This is a genomic window from Ekhidna sp. (assembly GCF_039940915.1).
Taxonomy (GTDB): domain Bacteria; phylum Bacteroidota; class Bacteroidia; order Cytophagales; family Cyclobacteriaceae; genus Ekhidna.
Window position 1 is genome coordinate 346,633 of record NZ_JBDVFO010000002.1, and the last position, 25,285, is coordinate 371,917.

A 25,285-nucleotide genomic window follows, 5' to 3' on the forward strand; every position below is an offset into this window, starting at 1 on the left:
TTATTTAGTCTAGACCCAATACTACAAAAGCTTCGTGATTATTCCATTTAATCGGAATCACGTACATAGAAACGTTTTCTGGTATATTTAGTTCTGTAGGCATTCCTTCAAAAACGGTAGGGACAGAAATCATGAAGTTTGCTCCAAGATTTGCACGTACATTTCCTGCTACTACATTTGAAATCTCACCAGCCATGTCCAAAATATCTTCTTCAGATGGATCTTCTATCCCAATGAACATATTGATGAGGTCTGCAAACATTTCTCGATTGGCAGAGATGTATACAAAGCCTTTGCGGCTACCTGATATTCCAATCATGCCTGTAAAATCTTTGAGGACTAATCCTTCAGACTCTTTGAGGTATGGCACCTTCATATCGGAATCAATCTCTGTGAGATGTTTGAAGTAATTGCTTACCGAATTGATAAACAGGTTACAGGTTGCTTCGAATTCTTCTTTCCTACTCTCCATCCCTTTTCAAAAGTTTATCAAATGCTCGAGAAAGATCATCCGCATTCACTGGCTTGTACATAAAGCCTCTCGCCCCTTTATCCAATGCGATCAGGCCTGTTAGCTTGTCCGTAAGTGCCGTGATGATCATCACCTTTGTCTCGGGATTTATTTTCATAATCTCTTCTAAACAGGCGATTCCGTCCATTTCAGGCATCGTAATATCCAATGTAACTACATCGGGCTTCTTATCCATTACCATTTGCACGGCTTCTACACCATTGGCTGCCTGGCCAACAATTTCAAGATCATAGTCCGTCAAATTTTTCTCAATGGTTCTTCGCATGACTGAGGAATCATCAACTATCAATAGTTTTTTCATTCCTCGTCTGCTTTATCGGTGTTAATTACAGGCAATTTGATCAACATTTCAAACGATTTGCCTGGCACGGAAGTGATATCGTATGCGCCTTTGTGGTTATCTAAAATAGATTTCACCAAATGCATACCTTGACCTCTCCCGGCATGAGAATCCGACTTATCTGCAGTCGAAAATCCTTCCTGGAAGATTAAGTCAGCGACTTCAAAGTCTTCCATTTTCTTAAGATCTGTATCTGTAACCAAGCCATTGTCCAAAGCACGCCTTTTAACTAACTCCAACTCAAGACCTCTCCCGTCATCTTTGTATCGGATAAACATCTCGTCATCACTTTTAGAGAGTTCTATCAAAATCTCTCCCATGATCACTTTTCCAACATTCATCCGTACACTTGGAGCTTCGATTCCATGTACCACAGAGTTTCGAATAAGCTGGATCATAATATCCTTAAATGGCTCAATGTACGCTTCAGGAAGCACAACATTGTCTATGCTTTCGAAGGTAACGTTGACTGTTTTGCCAAGCTCTTTCGCTATGAGTTCTGCTCCTCGTTCGAGCGAATCAATCACCATGATATTGGATACTGAATCACCTTCTGCAGGAAACTTCTTATAAATATTGATGATTTTATAAAGCATCTCAGCGATTTCTGCAATCATCCGATCAGCCTCATCTACCTCATAAAGAATTGCTAGGAAGTCTTTACCTCTTACCTCTTTCGATTGTAGTGCCGTGATTGAATCTTCAATTTCATGGAATTTGTTAGCCATCAGCTCCATGCCAATAACTACTGCGTTCCCTTTGAGGTTATGTATGATATCAAATGTGAAACTCAGCAAATCTGCATACTCATCGCTATCGTTTTTCTCGTATCTCTCAGAGATGCTCTTCAGCATTTTGCGGGAATTATGCAAGAATCCTCTAAGTATTGATGGATCAATCTTAAGGATGCTAAGGACTCTTTCAGTTTCTTGCTGCTTTTTCTTTTCAGCTTCATTGAGATGCTGTTGCAGTAAAATTGATTCTGTTTCATCAGAAACGGAAACCATGATATTTTGAATCTTCTCTTTTCGGAAGATACGTGTGAATTCTACTCGAATGTATTTGGTAGCCACTATCCCATTTTGCTCTGTATGAATTTTCACCTGATCTATGGGGTTCAGCTGGTTGACTACTTCTTCATCCATATCTTCGTTGAACAAGTGTCTCATGAACATTTCAAGGGCCTCAAGCTCTCTGGGAAGAATGAGTGGTCGCATGAAGTTGGCAAAATTTTCTCCAGCAATTCGATCGTTGCTGAAAATCTCCTTCATGGCCTTTGAATGAAATTTTGAAATCTTAAATTCTTTATCTAATAAGAAAATACCTTGCTCGATATTTTCAAATACCACCATCGATACACCGTAAATATTCTTGTACAGAAATTTGGCCTTATCGCGTTGTTTTCTAAGTTCAAATTGCGATTTTCTTATCTCCAATACCATACGATTAAAGGTATTGGCATATTGCCCAAGTTCGTCTTTTGTAGGAATGACTACTTTCTTGGTTAAGTCACCAGACGAAATTCTTCGGGTGTATGCTTCCAAAATACTAACGTTCTTCAGAAGGTTAGTAACAATGGTAGTCATTAGCCAAAATGCAATAATTCCGATGGTAACATCCAGAATAAGGAATGTCCAGAAATTTCTAACTGAACTTTTTGCAATTTCTTGGGTTCTGGCTTGAATGTTATCTGACATGTAGTCTTCAACATCTTTTAATCGGTTAATTTTAGTTGTACTGGCTTCATACCAATGATCTGGATCCTCAGATAAGGTGTCATTTGCAAAAAGTACTGCACGCATGCGATCTACTTCGTCTATTTCTTCTCCACTTGCGATTTGATTGTAATAAGCTATGGATTCGGCATTGGCGATGATATCAAAAGCATCAAGGTAAGAGTTCTGACGAGCTACCAGCGTGGTGAACCTATTGTATAAATCAAAACCGATGTGATTGTGAGAAAAAGCTTGGGTACCAATGGCTCGTTCGATACTTGCAGATTCCTTCGACTTTAGGAAATAAATGATTGCGTGTATTTGCTGTGCAATTTCCTTATCCCTGGTTTCATCAATCAGCTTAATTACCGTATTTAACGCATTGTTGTTTACCTCTGAAAATCTATCAATGGATTCTTCAGATGAGATGCGATGCGTGTCTATACTTTTCCTTAAAGTAGATAATTTATCAAAAAAAGCATTTAGCTGATCGAGATCTGTTCTATGCAAAACCATCAGCTCATCAAGCTCACCGTTTGTTATCTCTGAAAAATACTGCTGAAGGGTACTGTCCGTTCGCTCGCGCTGCTGATTCAGTTTGACACCAAAGCTCTCTCCTTGATTCGCTAAAAACCCAGAAGAAATGCTTCGTTCTTTTTGAATCTCATGAACTACATGGTTTATTTCTATTCCAATGCGAATAGCTTTATTGAGTCGCACGCTATCTGAATAATCCAAGTAGTGATACCTGACTTGTAAATAGTCAAATGCCAGAATAATAACAATAAGCGGTATAATAATCACCGCAAATTTCTGGCGTATGGGTAGGTTGGTAAGTCTCTTTATCATCGGTTATGCATAAGTCTATGCAAGTACTTTTTCTACTACTTTAAGTAAATCCTCTTCAGTGAATGGTTTTACAATATACTCAGATGCTCCAAGGGATAATCCTTTGTTAACAACTGTTTGCTGTCCTACTGCGCTTACCATTATTACTTTTGAAGGTACTCCTTCGTCTTTTAAGACCTTTAATATTTCAAAACCCATCATATCCGGAAGGATATTATCGAGCGTTATAAGGTCAGGCTGCAATTGAACCGCCAGATCAATGGCACTCTCGCCATTCTGTGCTTCTCCTACTACCTCAAATCCTGCTCCTTCCATTGCGGTTTTAATCAATGACCGCATATAGATGGAGTCATCAACAACTAATACTGTCTTGCTCATGTTACTTTTTATTACTGTTTTATCACTTAATTAAAGATTACGATAGCTATGCATAGCATAACTGATTAGGGTGATAATGAGTACTACACCAGATTTTTAATCTTATCCACAAATTTATTGTGAAACACCCAAATAAAATCTGGGCAGATATCTAGTTCTTTTCCGTGAAAAACGGCTTTGAAATGAATGATAGATTCGAATTCGCTGGATTCTTTAACAATAAATTCATTCAATTCCGTTGCTTTCAATACTTTCAAAGATGGTACATTTCCATAAATTTCCACATCTAAACAGTTTGAAAATTCTGTAATAACTGCAGCTGAAACCATGTTATCAATTTCCGTGAGGAAACCAAGTTTCATAATTACACTTTCTTTTGAGTTATCCTTCGCGATTTTTTCTGGTAAACAAGCCTCATAGAGCTTTGCTACCTCTTTTTCAGAAAATATTAAATGACTAGTGCCTTTCAACTCTCCGAGAAGTTCTGTTTTTATCAAATGGACATCTTGATTTGGTCCACCAAAACGATCCAGATCTAATTCTGCACTTATATAGTCAATTTGCTCTATGTTAATAGGGCTTTGAAGAATTTGCTCCATTGATGATTTTGCCATGGAAAGCCCGTCGAAAATGAGCTTGGTGGCTACCTTCATTTCACTATCATTCAATTCTGCCATCATATAATATTAGGTTTCGTGGTTTGGGGGTCAAAATAGTCTATTATTCTCAATCTAATTAATGTTTTAGGCGAACTATATGCTTTCTTCATCGAGTTGCTTCAAAATGGCGATTAATTCTGAGTCATCAAATGGTTTTACGAGGTAGTGCTTTGCTCCGTTGCTCATTGCATCTACGATTGCAGATTGCTGGCCAACAGCGCTGATCATTACTACCGTAGCATTAAATTCACCTGCATTGAGTGTTTTTAAGATGTCTATCCCAGTCATATCTGGGAGAATATTGTCTAGCGTAATTACGTCGGGCTTCAATTCCAAGGCTAAATCAATAGCCATTTCTCCATTTTTTGCCTCCCCTACTACTTCATATCCTTGATTCCCTAGCAAAGTCCTAAGCGAGGATCTTATATATGTGGAATCATCTACTATTAGTACTCGCATAATTTTCGGTTATTTGGTGGCTGAGATCTTTTTGTAAATGCGTGTTTTCACATCGTAAATTCCGAATTTATCTTTTCCGTAATCCGGCATAATATCATAGTATCCGATTATCAGGTACCCATCTTCTTTCAAAGCGCCATAAAGCAAATCCAATACCCTGTGCTTCAATGTTTCATCAAAATAGATCATCACGTTTCTGCAGAAGATGATATCGTACTTATCATCCATTGGCTCCATCACAAGGTTATGTTTCTTAAAAGCTACATTGGCCTTGTACTTTGATTTTATCGTGGCATGTTTGTCTTGAAAATCGAAATAGTCTTCCATTTTTCTATCTGGAAAAAACTTGAGGAACGGAACCAGGTATTGCTTTAACGTTATGTGAGAATAATCTCCTTTTTTTGCCTTTGCCAGCGCCTTATTGCTTAAATCTGTAGCTACCAGCTTTGCTCTATTCAGAAGGTTTAATGTCTCCAGGACAATATTCATGGTGTAAACTTCCTCTCCTGTAGAACAGCCGGCGTGCCAGATTTTCATTTGTTTGTTAGGAATCTCAGGGATAACAATATCTCTGAGTTTAATCCACACATCTGGGTTTCGAAACAGCTCGGTAAGGTTTACCAGCAAATCATCAATTGCTCCCAGGAAAAACTCATTATCACGTAAGACCAATGACCACAGCTCAATAATGGATTCCATATTGTGCTTCATCATCAACCGAATGATGCCTCTTTTAAGGGAGGTTCGCTCATAATTCGTGAAGTCAAGGCCATAACGGTTATTTATAGCTTGCATGAGAGCTGTAAGCTCTTCATCACTGATGGTATCGATGGTTAATGTGGCTATGACTCTACTTTTTTAGTTGTCGATTGAAATAATACATCCATTACGGAAGCAACATCTAGAACTGGGCATACATTACCCGATCCCAAGACAGTGGTACCGCTTAAGAGTTGGCTATTATCTAAAGGTTTAGGTAATTTTTTCTCGATTATCTCTTTTTGCCTTTGTAGCTTATCCACCACCAGTCCTAACAAGCGACCTGAATGAGTTGTTATGACCACATTCATTTCCTTATCAGATTCATAAGACTTCAGTAATTCTTGTCCAATGACCGCTTGGTCCACATTTTCCAGATCTCTTACGGCTAGTAATCCTTTCAAAAACACAATGGGCACTGATTGGTCTTGATAATCCACCATTAAGCTATCTGCCACTTGGTGAATATCCCCTTTCCTGAGGTATGTTACAGAATCTATATACGTAAGTGGAATAGCATATTCTTGCGAATCTATTTCGAACAAGAGCGCCCCTTTCAACGCTAAAGAAGATGGCAAAACCAAGTGAACGGATGTACCAAGCCCAAGTTCTGTGTCCACAAGCACCTGCCCTCCAATAGATTCTACCGCTTTTTTCACCACATCCATCCCGACTCCTCTACCAGAAATTTCAGTAACCTTATCGGCACTGGAAAAGCCTGGCTCAAATATGTATCGGATGATTTCTTTTTCTGCAAGCTGGTCTGCTACATCCTGAGTGACCATGTTTTGCTTTACAATTTTTTCCTTGATTTTATCAACATTGATCCCTTTCCCGTCATCGGAAATGGATATGACCACACTATCTTTTTCCAAAGTAGCTGAAAGGGTAACACTGGCCGAGGGTGGCTTGCCACTGTCTTTTCTTGCCGCTGCAGATTCAATTCCATGTCCTACAGCATTCCGGACCAGATGCACCATGGAATCACTGATGATCTTCAGGATATTTCTATCGATTTCGACTTCTGTGCCCTTCAAGACCAGTTCTACTTCCTTGTTTTCGGTAGATGCTGCGTCTCTAAGTACCCTGTGAAATTTATTGAAAAGAAATCCCATCTGCACCATCCTTACATTCATGATCCCGTAATGGAGGTTTGAAGAGATCCGCTTTATGCGTTCAAATTCAAGTGTGCTTTGACCTTCTGATCCAAACAGGGAAATCAATCGGTCACGCTCTATTACTAGTTCGCCAACCATATTGAGCAAATCATCCATTTTGCGAACGGGTATCTGAACAACGTCTGCGAACTTGATTCCTGTGCCTGTATCTGGTGCCTCTTCGCCACTTTCCTCAGCAAGTACCTCTACTTCCTCCTCTTCCCCTGTGGGTTTTGAACCATTTGCTTCTTGTTCCTCTATGGCATTTTTCAGATAAACAGAAAGCTTTGTTTTGATTCCCAGATAGCTTATCCGTTCATTCGAAGTAATGGCATTTATAAGTCCCCCGAGCTTATCATTGGCTCGAAACAGACTATCAACCAGTTCTTTATCTGGTGCAACCTCTTTATTCTTTATTGCACCGAAAACATCCTCCATCACATGCGCCAAATCTGCAATCTTCTCGTACCCCATGCCCATGGCATTTCCTTTCAGCGTATGCACTATTCTGAAGATATTAGCGATCGCTTTCTTACTGGATATATCTTTCTCTAGCTCTACAAAGAGGCGATTGAGCTCTTCGAAATTTTCGAGTGCTTCTGTGAGAAATAATTGACGATATTCTTCTTCTTTGGATTTCACTTAAATACCATTAACTAAATAGTTACCAATTTCCTTTATGTCTAACTCAACATCAACGGCTCCAGCTTCGGAGGCTGCCTTTGGCATTCCATAGATTACGCTGCTTTCCTTATTCTGTGCTATGGTTTTTCCTCCCGCTTCATGAATAGCTGACATTCCTTTTACTCCGTCTTTGCCCATCCCGGTTAGCAATACGCCAACCATTTTATCTTTATATGCTTCTGATGCACTCAGCATCATAGCATTGATGGAGGGGTTGTTATATTCCTTATATACTTTATCTGTGAAGTCAACAACGGCCCCTCCTTTTTTATCTAATAAAATGAGGTTTGCGTGACCGGGACAAAACATAATAACCCCGGGGGTTGGTTTCATGCCTTTCGTCGCTGAAACCACTTCCAAGGATGTGAGTGAGCCTAATCGTTGAACAAATTGAGGGATAAACATCGTTGGCATATGTTGGCATACGATGATTGGAATGTCAAAATCTTTTGGCAAAGAGCAGATCACACGTTCAATGGCCGTGGGTCCTCCAGTGGAAGCTCCGATGGCTATGAGTTCATATTTTGAGCTGGACCGTTTCTTCTTGGTAACGACTTGCGCCTTAGTTTTCGTTGAGGAAATCTGTTTAGGTTTTGCTCTGGACGTACTTTTAATTTTTTGAATGAGCTCCTTTTGAAGCTCCCGCATTTTTGATTTATTCCGATCTGGCTTATTGATATAGTCAACGGCACCACTTTTAAGTGCTTCAAATACCGGTTGTAGATCGGTGTTACCTACCGAACTAAGTATCAATATGGGAGTAGGTCGATCATTCATGATCTCTCGCACGGCATACAAACCGTCATATTCTGCCATGTTTAGATCAAGCAAAACAATATCGGGTTTCAACGCCTTTACTTGCTGGACAGCCTCCAGGCCATTTGTGGCTGTACCTGCTACTTCAATCTGCGAATCCTCTGAAAGCAGATCTGTAATCAGCAGCCGCATAAAAGCTGAATCATCAACTACTAATATTTTCAACTTTCCGCTCATTCTTTGGAATCGGTCAGGTTATCAGGTACTACTATGGCTTTGTCATTCTTCAACAGCTCGATTACATCCAAGTAGTAAATCAATTGGTCTTGGTCTTGAATCAGCCCTTTGATATATGAGACATCCAGCGAAGCATCTTCGATCATATTCATTTCACTTGAAATATTGTCTCCATTCACTTTTCTGGTCGCTGGCAAGGAGCCTAATGATAATGCTGCCGCAATCCCTGCATTTTCTAAGACGAGTAGGTACTGAGAATTTACTTCAATGCCTAGTTTAAACTTCTTGGTAAGGTCAAATACAACATACGTGGATCCTCTTACATTAGCGATCCCTTGAATATGGGATGGAGTGTTTGGAGTTTTGGAAAGATTGGAGGTCGGAACAACTTCCTTTACGCAATCAATGTCTACCGCATATAATTCACTGCCAATCTCAATGACAACAAATTGTGTAACAACTCCACCCAGTTTATTGATATCCTCTTGGTACTTTTTCCTAAGCGAATTTTTTAATTGATGAAGTTCCTTGGCAATGAAAATTGGAAGGCCAGGGTCTATCCCAGCGCGTTTCTCTTCTACAGGACTTCTCTCTTCTACCAGACGCCTCTCTTCTACGGGGCGTTTCTCTTTCAGTGGTTTTGCAACGGGTTGCTTCTTGGCTTTTGTCGCTACCTTTTTTTGTGGACTGGCTTTCTTTTTGGCTTTGGGTTTTTCAATCAGCTCTTTTTTTGCCCTTACACTTTTTTTCTTCTTAGCCACTGGAGTATTTTCCTTGGCTTCAGGCTCATTAGCTATCAATTTCCGTTTCTTAAGATTCTTTCCAAGTGCCATACTTACTTATTTAGCTTCACAATTTCATCAGCAAAAGCAATGTAGTCTTTCGCACTATTGGATTGTGGCGAATACGACACTACGCTTTGACCAAACGACGGTGCTTCAGAAGCCTTCACATTGTTTCTGATGAATGAATCAAAAATTCTTACATCGTAATTCTCATTAATGTAATCCTTTACCTCTTCACTCAATTTCCTTCTCTTATCAACCATAACCGGTAAGATTCCAGTTATTTCAAGTTTCTTTTTATATGTTTTATTAATCTTATCTATGGTCTGAATGATTTGATCTAACCCTTGTAAACTTAATACTTCCATTAACATGGGAATCACCACTTTTTCAGAAGCGTATAACGAATTTACAGCTAATATTGAAAGTGACGGTGGGCAGTCTATTAGTGTGTAGTCGTATCGCTTTGCAATGCCGCTTATTTGAGCATTCAGCGTATCATGCCTATCGGGCAAATCAATCAATGAAAGCTCTATATCCACTAATCTGATGTCTGAGGGAACAATGTCCATGTCTTCTCGACGCTGGATAACCTCTTCTATGTCCTTCTTTCCTTCAAACACATCTGAAATGGTAGGACCTTCTTCCAATCCTAGGCTATAGCCAAGGTTACCTTGGGAATCCATATCTATCAAAAGAATGCGCTTTCCTTGCTTGGCAAGCGCGCTACCAAGGTTAAGTGAAGTGGTGGTTTTTCCGGTTCCTCCCTTTTGATTTACAATTGAAATAATTGCCATATTAGGTTTGAGAAATTATGATAGCTTGAACTTACTCAATCCATCTTTTAATTTCACGGAAATATCGTTCAGTGTATTGGATTTTTTGATATAATTATTCATTCCTGCCGATAATTCGGAAGCTGATGAGGCTACTTCCTCTGTTCCCGCCGATGTTTGCTCTGCAATGACGACTATGGATTCGGTGATATTGACCACACTCATGATCTTCTCAGACTGCTCCTTACTGGATTTAAGTATCTGTTCGGAATAGTCCAGTGTTTGGGAAGATGAGGTTGCCATATCAGCAAATACCGTGGATGCTTCTTCTGATGCTTCCACTCCTTTGGCAACACTCTTACTCATGACTTCCATCATCTGTGTTGCTTTTTCAGTATCATTGGTGACATCATTAATTAAATTCTCTATTTCTCGGGCTGAATTTCGTGAGTCCTCAGCTAGTTTTCGAATTTCTTCTGCGACAACTGCAAACCCCCTACCTGCGTCGCCAGCTTGAGCTGCTTCAATTGCCGCATTCAATGCTAGCAAATTAGTTTGAGATGCGATATCCGTAATTACCCCTAAAACACGTCCGATTTCTCCTGATCGTTGCGCCAGAATTTGCATTGACTCATTGGTTGACACGGACACCTCCTCTATTTCGCCAATACTAGCGGTAACATTAGCTACCATCTTTGTTCCGCGCTCACTGTCATCGACCCCTTTTTTTGCCGCAGTGTTGATCAAATCAGAATGGGAAGTAACTTCATTTGACGATCTAAGAATGTTTTCTGCAAGCTGAGATGATTCATCTACCTTTTGGACCTGAGACTGTGCACCACTGCTCATTTGAGCGATTGCACTTGCAATTTCATCTGTACTGTTGGACATTTCACTTCCCGTGGAAAGCATCTCGGCTGTAGACGCTTCAATAATGCCTGCATTTTCGCGAATGTTAGTCAGAAAAGCATTGAGGTTGCCGAGCGCAAAGTTCAAACTGTCGGTTAAGTTTTTGAAATCCCCTTTTAAGTCGTCGTTGAACCTGACCGATAGATCACCGGCTGCCATGGATTCCAAAACTGACTTCATTGGCTCAATTGGTTTTGAAATTGATTTGAATAGATCATTGATCGACAGGCTTATGTCTTTCCAGGCTCCCTCCTTTCCTTCGACACTCAATTGCTTATCTAGTTTCCCATCTTGGGTTACTTCCAACACGATTGAATTGGTTTCATCAATGACCTTTTTTAGATTGTTTCTCATTTCTATTAGCGAAAGGCCTAAAACATCATCGTCGCTTAGAGAGGTATAATCAGCTTCTAAATCTCCATTCTTTACGTTTTGAGCAAATTTTGCCGTTGTAGTAAAGCCGTTGATCAATGCATTCAATCCTCCTGCAATTCTTCCAATCTCATCTTCGCTCTTTACGTCTATTGTTTGGGGAATTTTCCCCAGAGATAGCTTAGAAATTCTATCAACCACCAGAGAAAGTGGATTTTTAATGTTTCGAACGAGCCAGAAAGAAATAATCAAAGCGAATCCCACTCCAAGAATTCCTGAGATCCATATCGCTCTTCTTAGACCTGCAAAGGATGCTTGCATTTGATCATTCATATCGTTTAAAATGATTTGACGTGATTGAATGATTGATTCAATGCCATCAATAACGATATCACTGTTTGGAATTACATCATTTTCAATTTGATCCTCAGCTACAAATAGCACCATCGCATCTTCATAATTCTCAAAAGTTTGAAGGCTTTGCATCACCTCTCTTTGCGTTTTGATAAGATTTTCCGTTTTGGCTAAAAGGTCAACAAGTTGGTTTCTTGTATTCTCATCGTCAATCGCCTGAATGATGGATTCTATTTCCTTCCTTAGTGCTGGATATGAACGGGCATGTATGTCGGTAAGCTTTCGCTTGTCTGTATCATAAGCACTTACATAAACCCAATTTGAGGTATAGGTCTTAGCGTCCTTTATGAGGTCTCTAAATCGAATCAACTGATCGGTAACAGGCGTAAGTTCATTGGAAATTGTATCCAATGAACCCATGCCGTTACCCAGTGTAACTACACTGTATATTCCTGTGAAAAGGATGGTGAGAATGAGAATGAGAAAACTTCCCCAAATCTTCGTCCCAATGTTTAAGCTACGCCAGCTTAGGCTCTTTTTTTTGAAAATCATGAGGTTAAAGGTTAGGTAACTGCTGACTTAGTTTACTAAAATGGCCAATGACTTGATGGAACCTGAAGCCTTCACTTTGCTTTCCTTAAGGTTTGTCTCGTTTAATTCAAATTTCAATGAATTTCCGTTACTTATAAAATTAATACAAGCACCTTTTTTAGAAAGACCGGGAGACTCTCCTACAATTACTGTATTGCTTGCTTTTCCGGCTTTACTCATGAGCTCAATTGTATCTTTATTCTTGTCGGATATAAACAGGATGCACAAAGTGCCTAAATCATTTCCAGGGGTGTATTTAACAACCTCGATTGACTTACCATTAATTGTTCTTCCATTTGTAAGCTTGATTAACTCATCATACAGAGGCACATCACCAAAAATTCCAATTTTGTAGTTTTCTGAAATTTTATCTGAAGGCCACTCGAAATTTTGAGCGAACTTGTACAAAAAGATTGCTTTATACTTTTCCATTTGAGCTTGCGCTAACAAAGAGAAAGTGATTATTAAAAGGAATGATAATATATATCTCATAATGGTATAATATTATTTAAACATGTATGAAAAATCGATTCTAATCTCCGAGTAGCTTTCACTTCTTCCATTAAAATCATATGAGTGCGTGCTTCCGTCAAGCTTTATTGCCACTTGATCGATCGGCTTATACACAACTCCTATTGATGGTTTTAAAAACCTACCATTATCTGAAGCTCCCGCCTCATTATCTCCTCCAAAATCTTTGGATCTGATCGTTTCAGGATTCTCATAGCTATCTAAGAAAAAGTAAGGAGTGAATTTTCCTTTGACGGTATTGATGTCATATCCCAATCGGATGTACCACGTATTTACCCGATACGAGCCATCTAAGATTACATCTGCCTCAGTTGGTGCGTTTGGATCTGTACTCCCTCTAAACATTCGATTGGTTTGCGCTTGATTTAGTAGTCCATTATTTGCAAGCTCCACAACTTGAGTAGCATTTCTGACAGCATCATGATCGGCAGTAAAATAAGCTGCCTTGATCCCTAAGTTTCCTTTCCTCACTTCACTGAACAAGCCGAAGACAACATACTTATCTGAGTCCATCCATGGTAGAATTGCTGCACTTGGTGATCCTTCTCCTAAAGAGACTGTCGGCTGAGAGCCTGCTCCTGAGATATTGGATGTATATCCTGAAACGCCGACCAAAAAGAAACTAGAACTATACCTTAAGTCTAGCCCCAACGGGAGCACGCTTCCTTCCTGACCGCTTTCCGCATTGGAAGTAGAAAGGAAGTATCTCAATCTAGATCTTCCCTGCATCTGAAACTCACCATGAATAGATGCGAGGGTTGTTCTTGGTAAAAGCAGATGGTCACCATCAAACAACTCCGGAGGCTCGATGCCTAAATAAGTAGGTATTTGATCTAAGCGTTCATTAAATAAGCCAAAACGACGATATTGTCTTCCCAGACGTATTTGAAAGCCGTCTTTGATTTTCCAATTCCCCCACGCGTTTACGAGGTTAATGTTCCCGTCTGACTGGCCAAGGTTAAAGAAAACAGTGAATTTCTCAGAAAGTCTTGAGCCAGCGTACAGATGAAATGCTGGTGTTGACATTTCGCCAGGGCTAGTCTCATAGATCGTATTGCCAGCTGCATCAAGAGATGGCTCGTGAAAAACCTTCTCAGCATTAAAGTTTAGAAAGCCATAAAACGATAGTTGATTGAGCTCTTTGTCGTCAAGGTTAACCCAATCTTCAATGGACATGTCCACAAGGTTACGGTTCATGATCTCCTCGAGTGAAAGATCCGCATCTAATTCATCGTCTTGAGCTTGCGCAATGCATGGAATTAGAAGTGCAATAAAAAAATACTTTTTCATAGATTGATGGATTAATGGTTATACACGCTAATAGGTATACCATAGCTGGTTGATGAAAACTCTTAAAAATTGGAAAGTAAGCTGAAGCTAAGGCCTGGGATAAAATTTCGGATTGAAATTAATTATCAGATGAGAATTGTAAAGTAATCTCTTCATGTTTTTAGTGGTTGTGGTTGGTTAGGTTATTATCAAATGATAATATTACTAAGCAACAAATTATCAACTGATAATACAAGGTTTGATCTCCTTTTCTTTTAAAAATAGCGCGTAATACAGAGTAATCATTAAGCATAATAACTATATGCTATTAATTTATTTTGATTCAGATCACTCTTCTAAATCTTATAGTTTGGCATTCAGTTTGAACTTGCTCAATCCGTCTTTCAATTTCACAGAAATTTCATTCAGCGTATTAGATTTCTGGATGTAATTATTCATTCCTGCAGACATTTCCGTCGCGGAAGATGCCACCTCCTCTGTGCCTGCTGATGTTTGCTCAGCGATGACGACAATCGATTCGGTGATATTGACCACACTCATGATCTTCTCTGACTGCTCCTTGCTGGATTTAAGTATCTGCTCGGAATAGTCCAGTGTTTGGGATGATGAGGTTGCCATATCAACAAATACCGTGGATGCTTCTTCTGATGCCTCCACCCCTTTGGCAACACTCTGACTCATGGCTTCCATCATCTTTGTCGCCTTAGATGTATCGTTTGTTACATCATCTATAAGTCTTTCAATTTCCTTGGCTGAGTTTCTCGAGTCTTCTGCTAATTTTCTTATTTCTTCTGCCACAACAGCAAACCCTCGACCTGCATCTCCTGCTTGCGCAGCTTCTATTGCAGCATTTAGGGCTAGTAAGTTTGTCTGAGAGGCTATATCGGTAATTACGCCAAGCACACGACCAATTTCACCTGAGCGCTGTGCAAGGATTTGCATGGATTCATTGGTTGACGATGAAACCCCCATGATTTCATTGATGCTGGCGGTTACATTATCAACCATTTCCGTTCCACGCTGGCTATCTGCTACACCTTTCTTTGCTGCGTTATTAATCGCTTCAGATCGAGTGGCCATCTCCTTTGAACTTGTTAAGATATTTTCAACAAGCTGGGAAGATTCATCAACTTGTTGCACTTGAGACTGTGCGCCATTGCTCATTTGCGCAATGGCACTGGCAATTTCACTCGTGCTATTGGACATCTCACTTCCACTTGAAAGCATCTCGGTGGTGGACTCTTCTATTATGTTGGCATTTTCTTGTATGTTGGAAAGAAAGGTATTCAGGTTTTCTAAAGCGAAGTTCAGACTGTCCGTCAGTTGCTTGAAGTCTCCATTCAACTCATCATTAAATCTTACTGACAAATCTCCTGCTGCCATGGATTCCAATACTGACTTCATTGGCTGAATTGGTTTTGATATGGATTCAAATAAACTATTAACAGATAGACTTATATCTCTCCACGCTCCTTCCTTTCCTTCGATACTCAATTGTTTATTCAGCTTCCCATCTTGAGCCACCTCGATCACAATTGAATTAGTCTCGTCAATCACTTTTTTCAGGTTATCTCTCATTTCAACCAATGCTAATCCTAGGGCATCGTCTTTGCCGAGCAAATTGTATTCGGTATCTAATTTTCCTTCTTTGATGTCGTTGGCGAACTTTGCGGTTTCTTCCAGGGTCTTTCTCAGCGTTTTTATTGAGGAGACCATGTCTCCGATTTCATCATTTTGCTCCTTTATATCGATATCAGTCAGATCTCCTTTGCTCAAGCTTTTCGCCAGCATATTGACTTTACTAACCGGACCTACAATTGATCTGGTTGACAAAAAGGTGGCTATAGTGCCAATAACAATTGCCAGCAGTGTGGTCAAAATGATCACAACTTCTACTCCATCGAATGCTTCAAACTTACTCTCGATAAGGGTGGTTGTTTCCTGCTCCAATTCGGCAATGTGGTTCGCTATTTTGGTTTGCAATTCGGCTAGCGGTGTTGAAACTTCATCATCAAGTAATGGAATCAAGTCAAATAAGAGGAAGTCATCTTGATAACTCTCCTCCGTGTTTAAGGTCGTTTTAATTTGTTGAATACTTGGTAATACCTTTTCAAAGTCAGCAAGATGCGATTTTGCCTTCAACTGACTAGAATCACTCCATGCCGCTAAGGAGCTGATGATCTGCTTTTTGAGGGCTGGGTATTTTTTAGCTTGAATATTATTAAGCTCACTTTTATCTTCAGGATTGGGGAGGTATATCCAGTTAACAGTCAGGCTGTTCGATTGATTGACCAAGTCTTCAAAATCCTTTAGCTGACTCGTAAGTGGGTAGTAGCCATTAGAAAGTTGATTATCGATGATCCTACTCGATCTCAGCGTAACTAAACTATAGACACCGCTAAAAGTGGCTAAAATTATGACTACAAAGCTTGTAAGAGCTAATTTCTTAGAGATGGTGAATCTCTTGACAATGGATACAACAGCGTTCTTCATGGGTGGTAGGTTATCGAACAATGAAAAATTTATAAACAGAGCAATTCCGATTTGAATTGCTCTGAGTCACAGGTTAGGTTAGTCTATGACTTTTCCGATGGAAAATAGTTTTTCACCGACCTCAACACCGGCACCTTTAAGTGCTGACTTGTTTAGAATAAATTTCAACTTATTCCCCTCCATGTAAAAGGCGATCTCTGCACCTTTACTTGCAAGACTCTCATCTTCAGAAACAAGGACAATTGGAAGCCCTCCAATTTTTCCCTGAATAAGTTCAAAGTTTCGCGATTGAGCTAACGGCAAAAAAATCATCTGGCACTTTTCTATTGACTCTGTTCCAGCAATTTTCCTCAACGATATGTTCGGATATTTTGCAACTAAAGACTCTAATTCTAAAAGTGTTTTTGTGTTTCCAACTACTCCTATCGTTAAGTCGCTTGAAGACCAATCAATGTTCTTGGTGAAATTGATCAGATACAAAGCTTGGAATTTATTTACTTGAGCATAGAGTTTGGTTCCGGCACTTGATATCAATAGAATGGCAATGAAAAATATTATTCTTCGCATGACCTTCTCTTAAAATCCAATTGACAATTGAACTCCGAATAGGTTGTCATCAGGATCTGCTCCATCATCGCTAACAAGCTCATAGTTGACCTTGACGACAGCTGTTTTGGCTAAATAATAATTAGCTCCTAAGGTAATTCTGGATCGATCAGCGTCAGGAGCTCCGTCTAATTTGATTGCATCATATCTTACAATAGGCTCTAATTTTTCAGTAATCATATACCCTCCCTGGATATAAAAACCACTTTTATCCAAATCGGAGATTCCTTGCGTTACATCTGTTGCATCATTATATGCTTCTTGTTTTGCCAAATGCACTTCACTCCAGATGCTGAATTTTTCCTTGTCCATGTAGAATGAAGCTCCCATTATTGCGAGGTTCAGCTCATTATCGCTGGAGTATTTTCCAGAGTAATAGTTGGCGGCTACTGTGATATCTTTGCCGATATCTACACCAAATGCGCCCCCAAAAGCTTTGTTTTCATTGCCTCCCTTGCTGTCTCGTGCATTACCTCTAAGGCTTCTAATTCCAGCACCAGAATCACCATTGAGTCCATTGACAACATACACGGAATAAAATGGGGTGGCAGAACCTCCTGAGTCAAACCTTCCTCTAATTTGCACGCCGACTTCTCCCCAAGCCGAAGGAGCTATCTCTCTGTTTACATATGCTCTACTGACTGTTTTGTTCAAATATTCGGGATACAAATACTCATTAAACTGTCCTGCTGGAACAAGGAACTTTCCTGACCTCACTACGAATGCTTCTGATACTTTGTAATCTGCGTAGGCATATCTTACGTCAATATCCTGGCCACCGTGTTCGTATTCTAACTGACCTTCAATGAATATTTTATCCGTTAGCTGTGAAGAGATGAATACATTGAAGTAATGATTATCAAATGATGAATTACCTCCATTTGTTCCGGAAAAGAATTCGTTTGTTATATATCCGTTAAAGTTTACAAAACTTAGATTCTTGGCTAAGTCTGCTCCAAATCCTCCAGTTGCGGTTTTCTTATCATCTTCTTCCACAACGGCATTGAAGTCGTCTTCTTGTGCCTTGAGGCTTCCAAGGCATATTATTGATAATGACAAAGCAATCATTTGCTTCTTATAAGAAAATAAATTCTTCATGGTGTTAAATATTAGGTTTTCGCTTTTTGTAAAATAATCAATTATTATCAATTGATAATATTACAAGGTTAAGGAAATCCTAATCACCGGAGATTTCAATTCGATGGAATGTACAATATCCTAGCTGACTTGCCTTTTATTCAGGTGGAGTAAATAAGGTAAATGCTACTTTTCAGACGAAAGTTTGAACATACTCACTTTCTCCTTGAGTTTGGCGGATATTTCAGTCACCTCCTCCGACTTCTGCGTATAGCTTTCCATGCCGGCGGACAACTCTGTAGCTGAGCTTGCTACTTGTTCTGTACCTGCTGCGGTTTCTTCGGCGATCACCACAATTCCTTCGGTGATACTTACCACATTTTTGATACTTTCCATCTGATCCTTGGTCGCTTCCAATATTTGTTTGGAAATCTCAAGGTTCTGATTGGATGAAGACGAGATTTCTCTGAATGCCTCTGAAGCATCATTTGATGCTGCTTCTCCTCCCAGAATACTTTCACTCATGACTTCAATAACCTTAGCTGCTGCTGCAGTATCGTTTTGCACATCGGTAATGAGTTTCTCAATTTCTCTTGCAGAATTTCTTGAATCTTCTGCTAGTTTTCTTATTTCTTCGGCAACTACAGCAAAGCCTCTGCCGGCATCTCCAGCCTGCGCAGCCTCAATGGCTGCATTTAAAGCGAGAAGATTCGTCTGAGCTGCGATATCTGTAATTATCCCAAGCACCCGCGTAATCTCTTTCGAGCGTTCGGTCAACACCTGAATGGACTGATCGGTATCATTGGCAAATGCTTTGATATCTTTCATGCTAAAGCCTACTTTATTCACCATTTTTAGTCCATTTTCAGAACTTTCTGATACCATGTGTGCGGCTTTATTGATCTCTTCGGCTTGATTGCTCATGCTTGTGGCAGATCGCTGGATACTTTCAACCAGATTCGAAGACTCATCTACTTTGCTCACCTGCGTCTGTGCGCCACTACTCATTTCTGCAATTGCGGAGGCTATCTCACCTGTGTTGGTATTCATCTCCTCACTAGCGGACAGCATTTCCATTGAAGAGTCTCCAATGATGTTAGCATTACCAACGATACCATCTAAAAGCTCATCTAGCTTATCCAAGGCTTTGTTTAGGTTCTGAGCCAGGTTCAGGATATCTCCTTTCGCCTCTTCGGTATACCTAACTGTCAGGTCGCCTTCTGCCATTTTGTTCACAATATCGTTTAAGACAACAAATGGCTTAGAAACTGACCCCAAAAGGCTGTTGATTGATTCGCTGAGCTCTTTCCATGCCCCCATTTTATCTTCTGGACTCACTCTGGAACTTAAATCACCTTCTCCTTCAGCGTGCTGGACCACATCATTTGTTTCATCAATAACTGCACGAAGGTTATTTCTCATCATAATCAATGAGGCACCTAAAACATCATTTTCTCCAGCAATTTCAAAATCAGCGTTTAAATCGCCTTCTCCTATCTTTCTGGAAAATTCAGACTTACTATTAAGCTCATCCATAAGTGTATTTAAGGATTGCGAAATTTCGCCTAATTCATCTTTCGTAATTTTCGTTATGCGTTTTGATGAATCCAACTCTCCTTTAGCCAGGTTTTTCAAAAGACCGTTGGAGATGTCTAATGAATCTGTGATTCGATTGGCAAGTGTCCAAATGGTGTACGTTAGCAGTATTAAGCCAATGAGGCCAATAATGATCGTCTGCATAAACGTGGCGTTAAAATCAGCTGTGATCTCTGACACTGGCACTACGATACCTGCCGACCAGGGAAAATTTGACCTGCCCACCGGAATCGAAGCAAAGGAGACATAAACATCTTCATCTATATCTTCATCAAATACCGTAAACGAAAAGGAGTCACCATTTTTAATTCTTTCACTAATGTCAAATGGACTATTCCGTATGATACTCAAAGTATCCATCGACTGGCTAAACAGGTCATGATTTTTGTGAGCCACAATCACTCCTTCGTTGGAAAACAAGAACCCAAACCCATTTTCGTAGAATTCCACTTCAGACATTCCCTTAAAATCGTCTACGGTCATGTCACTGCCAATAACCCCTGCGAACTTTCCATCTACATAAAAGGATACCGTTGGCGAAATACCAAGCAATGAGTCACGTGATCCTGATGAATAGTCATAATCAAGATACCAGTATGGTTCTGACAATTTCTCCTCATGATCTTGATTCGATTTTAAAAACCAGTAAACTCCACTCGTTGGATCTTTATCAAGGTTTGCTAACTCCTGAGAGGAATTGACTTGACCATCACGGATATAGAAATTAGTTCTTTCTCGACCATGGATTTTATCATACCCATCTTGAATAGCCCAAAGCTGCCAACTCATCCATGTAGCATCATATTTAGGGTATTTTTTTAAAATATTAACCATGAGGTCCCAGCGCAAGGAATCCCTCATGTCCTTATTCATTTTTGTATAGCCCTTTACAACTTCGGCCATATTTCTGGCCACAGCCATGTCTTCATCAATAATGGCCTTCAATGAATTCGCCTTTTGGGCGGCGTAGGAATCTGCTAATTTCTTCGCCTCACCAATTGCACTCTTTCTGAGATTATAACTAATAAATCCGAGCGTGATAACATAAATAACGACTGTTAATCCAAGGATAAACAGCATCATTTTTCTTCTTATAGTAAAGTTTTTAAGCATCTCTATAATGGTTAAACTAGCATGTTGATGGTGACGGCCTTATGTTACTTCAGTGAACTTCTCGCTAGAAATAATACCCAATATATCGAATAGGATAATCATTCTGCCATCTTTTTTTATAATTCCCTTAAGGTATTTCTGCCCTATTACAGATTTTAACCTTGCTGCTGAAAGTTTCTCAATCATAGCTTCTGATGCCATCAGCGTGTCTGGAACATCAGGAATTGCAACAGCCATCTGAAAAACATCATGCTCCAGCACAAGCAAGTATTTATACTCAGAAGTGGATTCGGAATTGTTGCTAAAGAAAGCCCCCAGATCCATTACCCCATAGATGTTTCCCCTCACATTGGTCATTCCAATGATGTAATTTGGCATTTGGGAAACTGAGGCTATTTTGGGAAAGGGCACAACCTCTTTTACAAGATTGATTGGAATGGCATACTCTTCATCGAGTGACTTAAAAACACAGAACTGACTCAATGATTCTGGAAGAGATTCCTGCTCGTTGTGTTCTGATTTAACATCTTTATCTCCATCTTCTGCTTCCGCTGGAGCTAACTCAGCCACTGCTTCACCGTCACCTTCGTTTGAGAGGTTTTCTAGTGGAGAATTTTTTGTAAGGTTTTTCCCTAATGCCATCACTCGGTAGTTAATGTAAAAATGAGCGATCTAAGTAACAATACAAGAACGAATTCTACCTAAATCAGGATCGGTAAAATGATGAGAGCACATTGCGTATTTTCTAATCAGGCTGATCTTAATTCTTTTTATCAACCTTCTTTACAGGTTCTTCAGGTTTTTCGTCAACGATATTTCCAAACTCATCAACGTAGGCTATCATATCATTAAGATCTCCACCTTTTGCATTGTTTTCCTGTCGTTCTTTTTTACGCTCCTCTTTTTCCTTCTTTTTCTGCTGCTTTCTTTTCTCTTTTTGATTCTTAATGAATTTGTTCTGTGAACTAGACATGTAATAATTTTAGAATTGTTAAATAAAGGTTATCCCTCTAGAAGGCTTCACCTCTCTGAGAACATAGCAAAGTTAGCTAAAAAAATCCCTACCTTCTCTTCCTCCTACTCGATTTTCGATCATCTCTGCGATTGGTTGGACGTCTACCGCTTGATTTCTTTTTGTAATGACCCGATGGCTTACCGCCGCCCCAAGAAGATTCACTATCCGGATGCACCCTTACTGCTCTTCCTTCCAATTCCACTCCTTCAAACTTTTCACCAAACCCATTTTCATACGTTTTATCAACTTCAAAGTACGATCTGTTGTTTAATACTTTGACCGTTCCAAAAAACTTCTTATCAACGCCCGAAAGGTCAGATAAAAGGTGAACCATGTCTCCTTTGATGAAACCATCTACAGACCCGACATTGATGAAGAATTTCCTGAATTTGCTATTCTCTTGCCGATCCGAATTACCTCTTCTGTCAGAAGATCCTCCTGCCGACTCATTCAAATTCGCGTCTTCTCCAGACTTGACGGTGAGTTGATTCAGCTGAAGACTTATTAATTTTTGAAGAATTTCTTCTTTCCCGTACGCTTCAAAAGTATCTTTTACTTGTTCAAACAGTTGGCTCGCTTCTTTAGCCACTTCCATGGAGGCTAATTGATCTGCCCAATTGGTGATACGAGAACTTTGCATTTCGTTAATGCTAGGAACCTCCACTTTTTCAAACTTCACATTGATTTTACGCTCTAGCTCACTGATTTTCCTAGACTCCCGAGGGTTTATCAGCGCTAATGAAACACCCTTGTTTCCAGCTCTACCTGTTCTTCCGCTTCTATGCGTATAACTTTCTAACTGATCTGGTAATGTATGGTGAATAACGTACGTAAGATCGTTCACATCAATTCCTCTTGCGGCTACATCTGTAGCTACCAGTAGTTGCATTGATTTTGCTTTGAAGCGCCTCATTACAGCATCTCGCTGGGATTGTGAAAGATCACCATGCAGTGCCTCTACACCATATCCAATCTGGCTAAGGTTGTCTGCAATTTCCTGTGTTTCTCTTTTTGTACGGCAAAACAAAATCCCACGCATCTCCGGCTCTCTATCTAAAAAGCGTTTAATCGCAGGTAGCTTATTGCTTACTTTGGTAACGACATATTTATGAGAGATGTCTTTATTGCTCTTCTGAGAAGTATCAACAGACACTTCCTTAGGATCAGACATGTATTTCTTAACGATCCTTCTAATTTCGGAAGGCATGGTAGCTGAAAACAACCACGTCACGCGCTCTTTTGGGGTGTGGGAAAGAATGTCATCGATGGCTTCTTGGAAGCCCATATTGAGCATTTCATCCGCCTCATCCAGTATCACATATTTTACCTGATCCAGCTTTACTGCTTTTCTTTTGATCAAATCAAGCAATCTTCCAGGTGTAGCTACTACTATTTGAGTTGGTCTTCTAAGTGCTTTTATCTGATTGACAATAGCTGCTCCACCGTAAACTACTTCTACGTTTAGCTTCGATTTGCTCTTCGCAAAATCATTTAGTTGCTTAGCGGTCTGCTGCCCCAGCTCTCGCGTTGGTGCCATAATCAATGCTTGCGTATGCGCAATATCAGCATCAATTAAATCGATAAGCGGTAGACCAAAAGCCGCAGTTTTTCCAGTTCCGGTTTGAGCTAATCCAATAAAGTCCGTTGGATTTTCAGTAAGTAAAAGTGGAATCGATTGTTGTTGTACAGGGGTTGGGTCTGTGAAACCCATCTTATCCAGGACGTCAGCGATTGACTGTGAAAGTCCCAGTTTTTCAAAATTATTCAAAGAGCACTTATTAATGTGAAATGCAAAGTTACCGTATCCAGAGTGATTCTTTTAGGTAAATGAGAAATATATCCATAGGCATGGGAATGTTTTAGCTTAAAACATAGCTATCGATAAACTTGGATGATATTTTTGCCGCCATCTAAAAAATGGACGGGAGAAAAAGACATATTGCCAAAACGCTTACCTGGAGAATTGTAGCAACAGCTACAACATTCGCATTGACGATGATTTTCTTTCGCGAAGACCCCAATGCAACTGCCAAAGCATCCTGGGTAGCAGGAATTGAATCTTTAGTAAAGATGGTTATTTATTATTACCATGAACGCATTTGGTTCAATGCAAAAACCAAACTTTCCAGTCGACTTAGACATTTGCTAAAAACCATTACCTGGAGGTTTACTGCTTCTCTTACTACCTTCTCAATCGCATTTCTTATTTTTCGAGAAGATCCCAATGCAATGGAAAAGGCAACGGGAATTGCTTTGGTCGAAGTTTTTATTAAAATGCTTTTTTATTACCTACACGAAAGAGTGTGGCATACCTCAAAATTTGGACTGAATTAATCATTTTAATGGTAATTAGGCACGATAAGTGTTTGATGAAAGTAATTAATAGATTAATCTTGAATTCGAATTGACGATAAACAAACCAATCTCATGAAAAAGAATATTATAAACCTTTCTCTTTTTGCTTCTGCATTCTTTTTAATCTCTTGTGGAGGAGGAAGCAATACCTCTGACGAGTCTACTGCTGAGAAAAAGGAAGAAATTGAAAGTTTTGTAGAAAAAGAGTTTACCTATCCACTCCCTACAGCTTTTGAAGTTTCCCAAATGTTAGGAAATGCCAATACTTCCTATTCACAGGATATTGTTAACAACCCCTCAAAGGTTGATCAATATGTAGCTACCTGGCAAAAAGCTGCCAATCTTGGCATTTATGGAGCTGACTTAAGCTATGCAGCTACTTTTGATAAAACTCAGGAAACCATAGATTTCCTAGATGTCTCAAAGAAGCTCATTGATGATCTCAATATCACGTCTGCATTCAATTCATCAATGGCGCAGCGCATCGAGAATAACATGGACAATGTTGATTCATTGATCTTTATTGTCACTGAATCTTTCTACGACACCTACAATTACCTCAACAGAAATGGCGAAGAGAAAACTTCTATCCTTGTAATTGCTGGAAGTGTGATTGAAGGGCTGCACATTACTTGCGAATTGGTGAAAATGAGCGAAAATCAAGGTGAGCTTATGGCTGTATTGGCCAATCAGAAATTGCAGGTTGTCAAACTTGTTGAGTTGATGGAAAATCATAAGGATGATGAAAACGTAAGTAAGGTTCTTCCCAATTTGAGATTTATCAACCTAACGTATGATCAATTGGGTGAAGGTGTGGAGATGACTGAGGGACAATTTTCCGATATTGCTAACAGTGTAAAGGAGATGAGAGATCACATCGTTGGATAATCCTCTACG

23 protein-coding genes are annotated in these 25,285 nt (G+C 39.7%); 2 read left to right on the plus strand and 21 right to left on the minus strand.

The features are described 5' to 3' along the window. Positions 1–4 precede the first annotated feature (4 nt). From ABJF57_RS06780 to ABJF57_RS06880, 21 genes are all read right to left on the minus strand, one after another. Positions 5–472, minus strand: coding sequence for a chemotaxis protein CheX (locus tag ABJF57_RS06780; RefSeq protein ID WP_462233634.1), 468 nt, complete (start codon positions 470–472; stop codon positions 5–7). Beyond that, positions 462–833, minus strand: coding sequence for a response regulator (locus ABJF57_RS06785; protein WP_462233636.1), 372 nt, complete (start codon positions 831–833; stop codon positions 462–464). Before ABJF57_RS06785 ends, ABJF57_RS06780 begins: the two co-directional genes overlap by 11 nt. Beyond that, positions 830–3,436 (minus strand): nitrate- and nitrite sensing domain-containing protein, encoded by a 2,607-nt coding sequence (locus tag ABJF57_RS06790; protein ID WP_462233637.1) that lies wholly within the window; start codon positions 3,434–3,436, stop codon positions 830–832. Before ABJF57_RS06790 ends, ABJF57_RS06785 begins: the two co-directional genes overlap by 4 nt. 15 nt (positions 3,437–3,451) lie before the next feature. Beyond that, complete coding sequence (locus ABJF57_RS06795) at positions 3,452–3,814, minus strand: response regulator (RefSeq protein WP_462233639.1); 363 nt, start codon at positions 3,812–3,814, stop codon at positions 3,452–3,454. 83 nt (positions 3,815–3,897) lie between these two features. Then, complete coding sequence (locus tag ABJF57_RS06800; protein WP_462233641.1) at positions 3,898–4,428, minus strand: hypothetical protein; 531 nt, start codon at positions 4,426–4,428, stop codon at positions 3,898–3,900. 138 nt (positions 4,429–4,566) lie between these two features. Beyond that, positions 4,567–4,932, minus strand: a complete 366-nt coding sequence (locus tag ABJF57_RS06805; RefSeq protein ID WP_462233643.1) for a response regulator — start codon at positions 4,930–4,932, stop codon at positions 4,567–4,569. Positions 4,933–4,941: 9 nt separating this feature from the next. Continuing rightward, positions 4,942–5,778, minus strand: a complete 837-nt coding sequence (locus tag ABJF57_RS06810) for a CheR family methyltransferase (protein WP_462234849.1) — start codon at positions 5,776–5,778, stop codon at positions 4,942–4,944. Further along, a complete protein-coding gene (locus ABJF57_RS06815; protein WP_462233645.1) occupies positions 5,775–7,490 on the minus strand; it encodes a chemotaxis protein CheA in 1,716 nt (571 codons plus the stop codon). The genes ABJF57_RS06810 and ABJF57_RS06815 overlap by 4 nt, the downstream gene beginning before the upstream one ends. Further along, complete coding sequence (cheB, locus tag ABJF57_RS06820) at positions 7,491–8,525, minus strand: chemotaxis-specific protein-glutamate methyltransferase CheB (protein ID WP_462233647.1); 1,035 nt, start codon at positions 8,523–8,525, stop codon at positions 7,491–7,493. After that, positions 8,522–9,358, minus strand: coding sequence for a chemotaxis protein CheW (locus ABJF57_RS06825; RefSeq protein ID WP_462233649.1), 837 nt, complete (start codon positions 9,356–9,358; stop codon positions 8,522–8,524). The genes cheB and ABJF57_RS06825 overlap by 4 nt, the downstream gene beginning before the upstream one ends. Positions 9,359–9,360: 2 nt before the next feature. After that, positions 9,361–10,107, minus strand: coding sequence for a ParA family protein (locus ABJF57_RS06830; RefSeq protein ID WP_462233651.1), 747 nt, complete (start codon positions 10,105–10,107; stop codon positions 9,361–9,363). Positions 10,108–10,122: 15 nt separating this feature from the next. After that, the gene (locus ABJF57_RS06835; protein WP_462233653.1) at positions 10,123–12,273 is read right to left on the minus strand and encodes a HAMP domain-containing methyl-accepting chemotaxis protein; all 2,151 of its coding nucleotides are present in this window, start codon (positions 12,271–12,273) and stop codon (positions 10,123–10,125) included. A gap of 27 nt (positions 12,274–12,300) precedes the next feature. Beyond that, positions 12,301–12,804: a YfiR family protein gene (locus ABJF57_RS06840; RefSeq protein WP_462233655.1), complete on the minus strand. Its 504-nt coding sequence runs from the start codon at positions 12,802–12,804 to the stop codon at positions 12,301–12,303. 12 nt (positions 12,805–12,816) lie between these two features. Next, positions 12,817–14,133, minus strand: a complete 1,317-nt coding sequence (locus tag ABJF57_RS06845; protein ID WP_462233657.1) for a hypothetical protein — start codon at positions 14,131–14,133, stop codon at positions 12,817–12,819. A gap of 342 nt (positions 14,134–14,475) precedes the next feature. Next, complete coding sequence (locus tag ABJF57_RS06850) at positions 14,476–16,626, minus strand: methyl-accepting chemotaxis protein (protein ID WP_462233659.1); 2,151 nt, start codon at positions 16,624–16,626, stop codon at positions 14,476–14,478. A 78-nt stretch (positions 16,627–16,704) separates the two neighbouring features. Beyond that, positions 16,705–17,193 (minus strand): YfiR family protein, encoded by a 489-nt coding sequence (locus tag ABJF57_RS06855; protein ID WP_462233660.1) that lies wholly within the window; start codon positions 17,191–17,193, stop codon positions 16,705–16,707. Positions 17,194–17,202: 9 nt separating this feature from the next. Continuing rightward, positions 17,203–18,330, minus strand: coding sequence for a porin (locus tag ABJF57_RS06860; protein ID WP_462233662.1), 1,128 nt, complete (start codon positions 18,328–18,330; stop codon positions 17,203–17,205). A gap of 165 nt (positions 18,331–18,495) precedes the next feature. Further along, the gene (locus tag ABJF57_RS06865; protein WP_462233664.1) at positions 18,496–21,018 is read right to left on the minus strand and encodes a methyl-accepting chemotaxis protein; all 2,523 of its coding nucleotides are present in this window, start codon (positions 21,016–21,018) and stop codon (positions 18,496–18,498) included. 39 nt (positions 21,019–21,057) lie between these two features. Continuing rightward, a complete protein-coding gene (locus tag ABJF57_RS06870) occupies positions 21,058–21,660 on the minus strand; it encodes a chemotaxis protein CheW (RefSeq protein WP_462233666.1) in 603 nt (200 codons plus the stop codon). 118 nt (positions 21,661–21,778) lie between these two features. After that, positions 21,779–21,991 carry a cold-shock protein gene (locus tag ABJF57_RS06875; protein ID WP_462233667.1) on the minus strand — a complete coding sequence of 71 codons (213 nt, stop codon included), beginning with the start codon at positions 21,989–21,991 and terminating at the stop codon, positions 21,779–21,781. A gap of 88 nt (positions 21,992–22,079) precedes the next feature. Further along, complete coding sequence (locus ABJF57_RS06880; RefSeq protein WP_462233669.1) at positions 22,080–23,801, minus strand: DEAD/DEAH box helicase; 1,722 nt, start codon at positions 23,799–23,801, stop codon at positions 22,080–22,082. 149 nt (positions 23,802–23,950) lie between these two features. Between ABJF57_RS06880 and ABJF57_RS06885 the strand changes: the two genes are divergently transcribed. Together ABJF57_RS06885 and ABJF57_RS06890 are read left to right on the plus strand one after the other, a co-directional pair. Then, positions 23,951–24,367, plus strand: coding sequence for a DUF2061 domain-containing protein (locus ABJF57_RS06885; RefSeq protein ID WP_462233671.1), 417 nt, complete (start codon positions 23,951–23,953; stop codon positions 24,365–24,367). A gap of 93 nt (positions 24,368–24,460) precedes the next feature. Then, positions 24,461–25,276 carry a hypothetical protein gene (locus ABJF57_RS06890; protein ID WP_462233673.1) on the plus strand — a complete coding sequence of 272 codons (816 nt, stop codon included), beginning with the start codon at positions 24,461–24,463 and terminating at the stop codon, positions 25,274–25,276. Positions 25,277–25,285 lie beyond the last annotated feature (9 nt).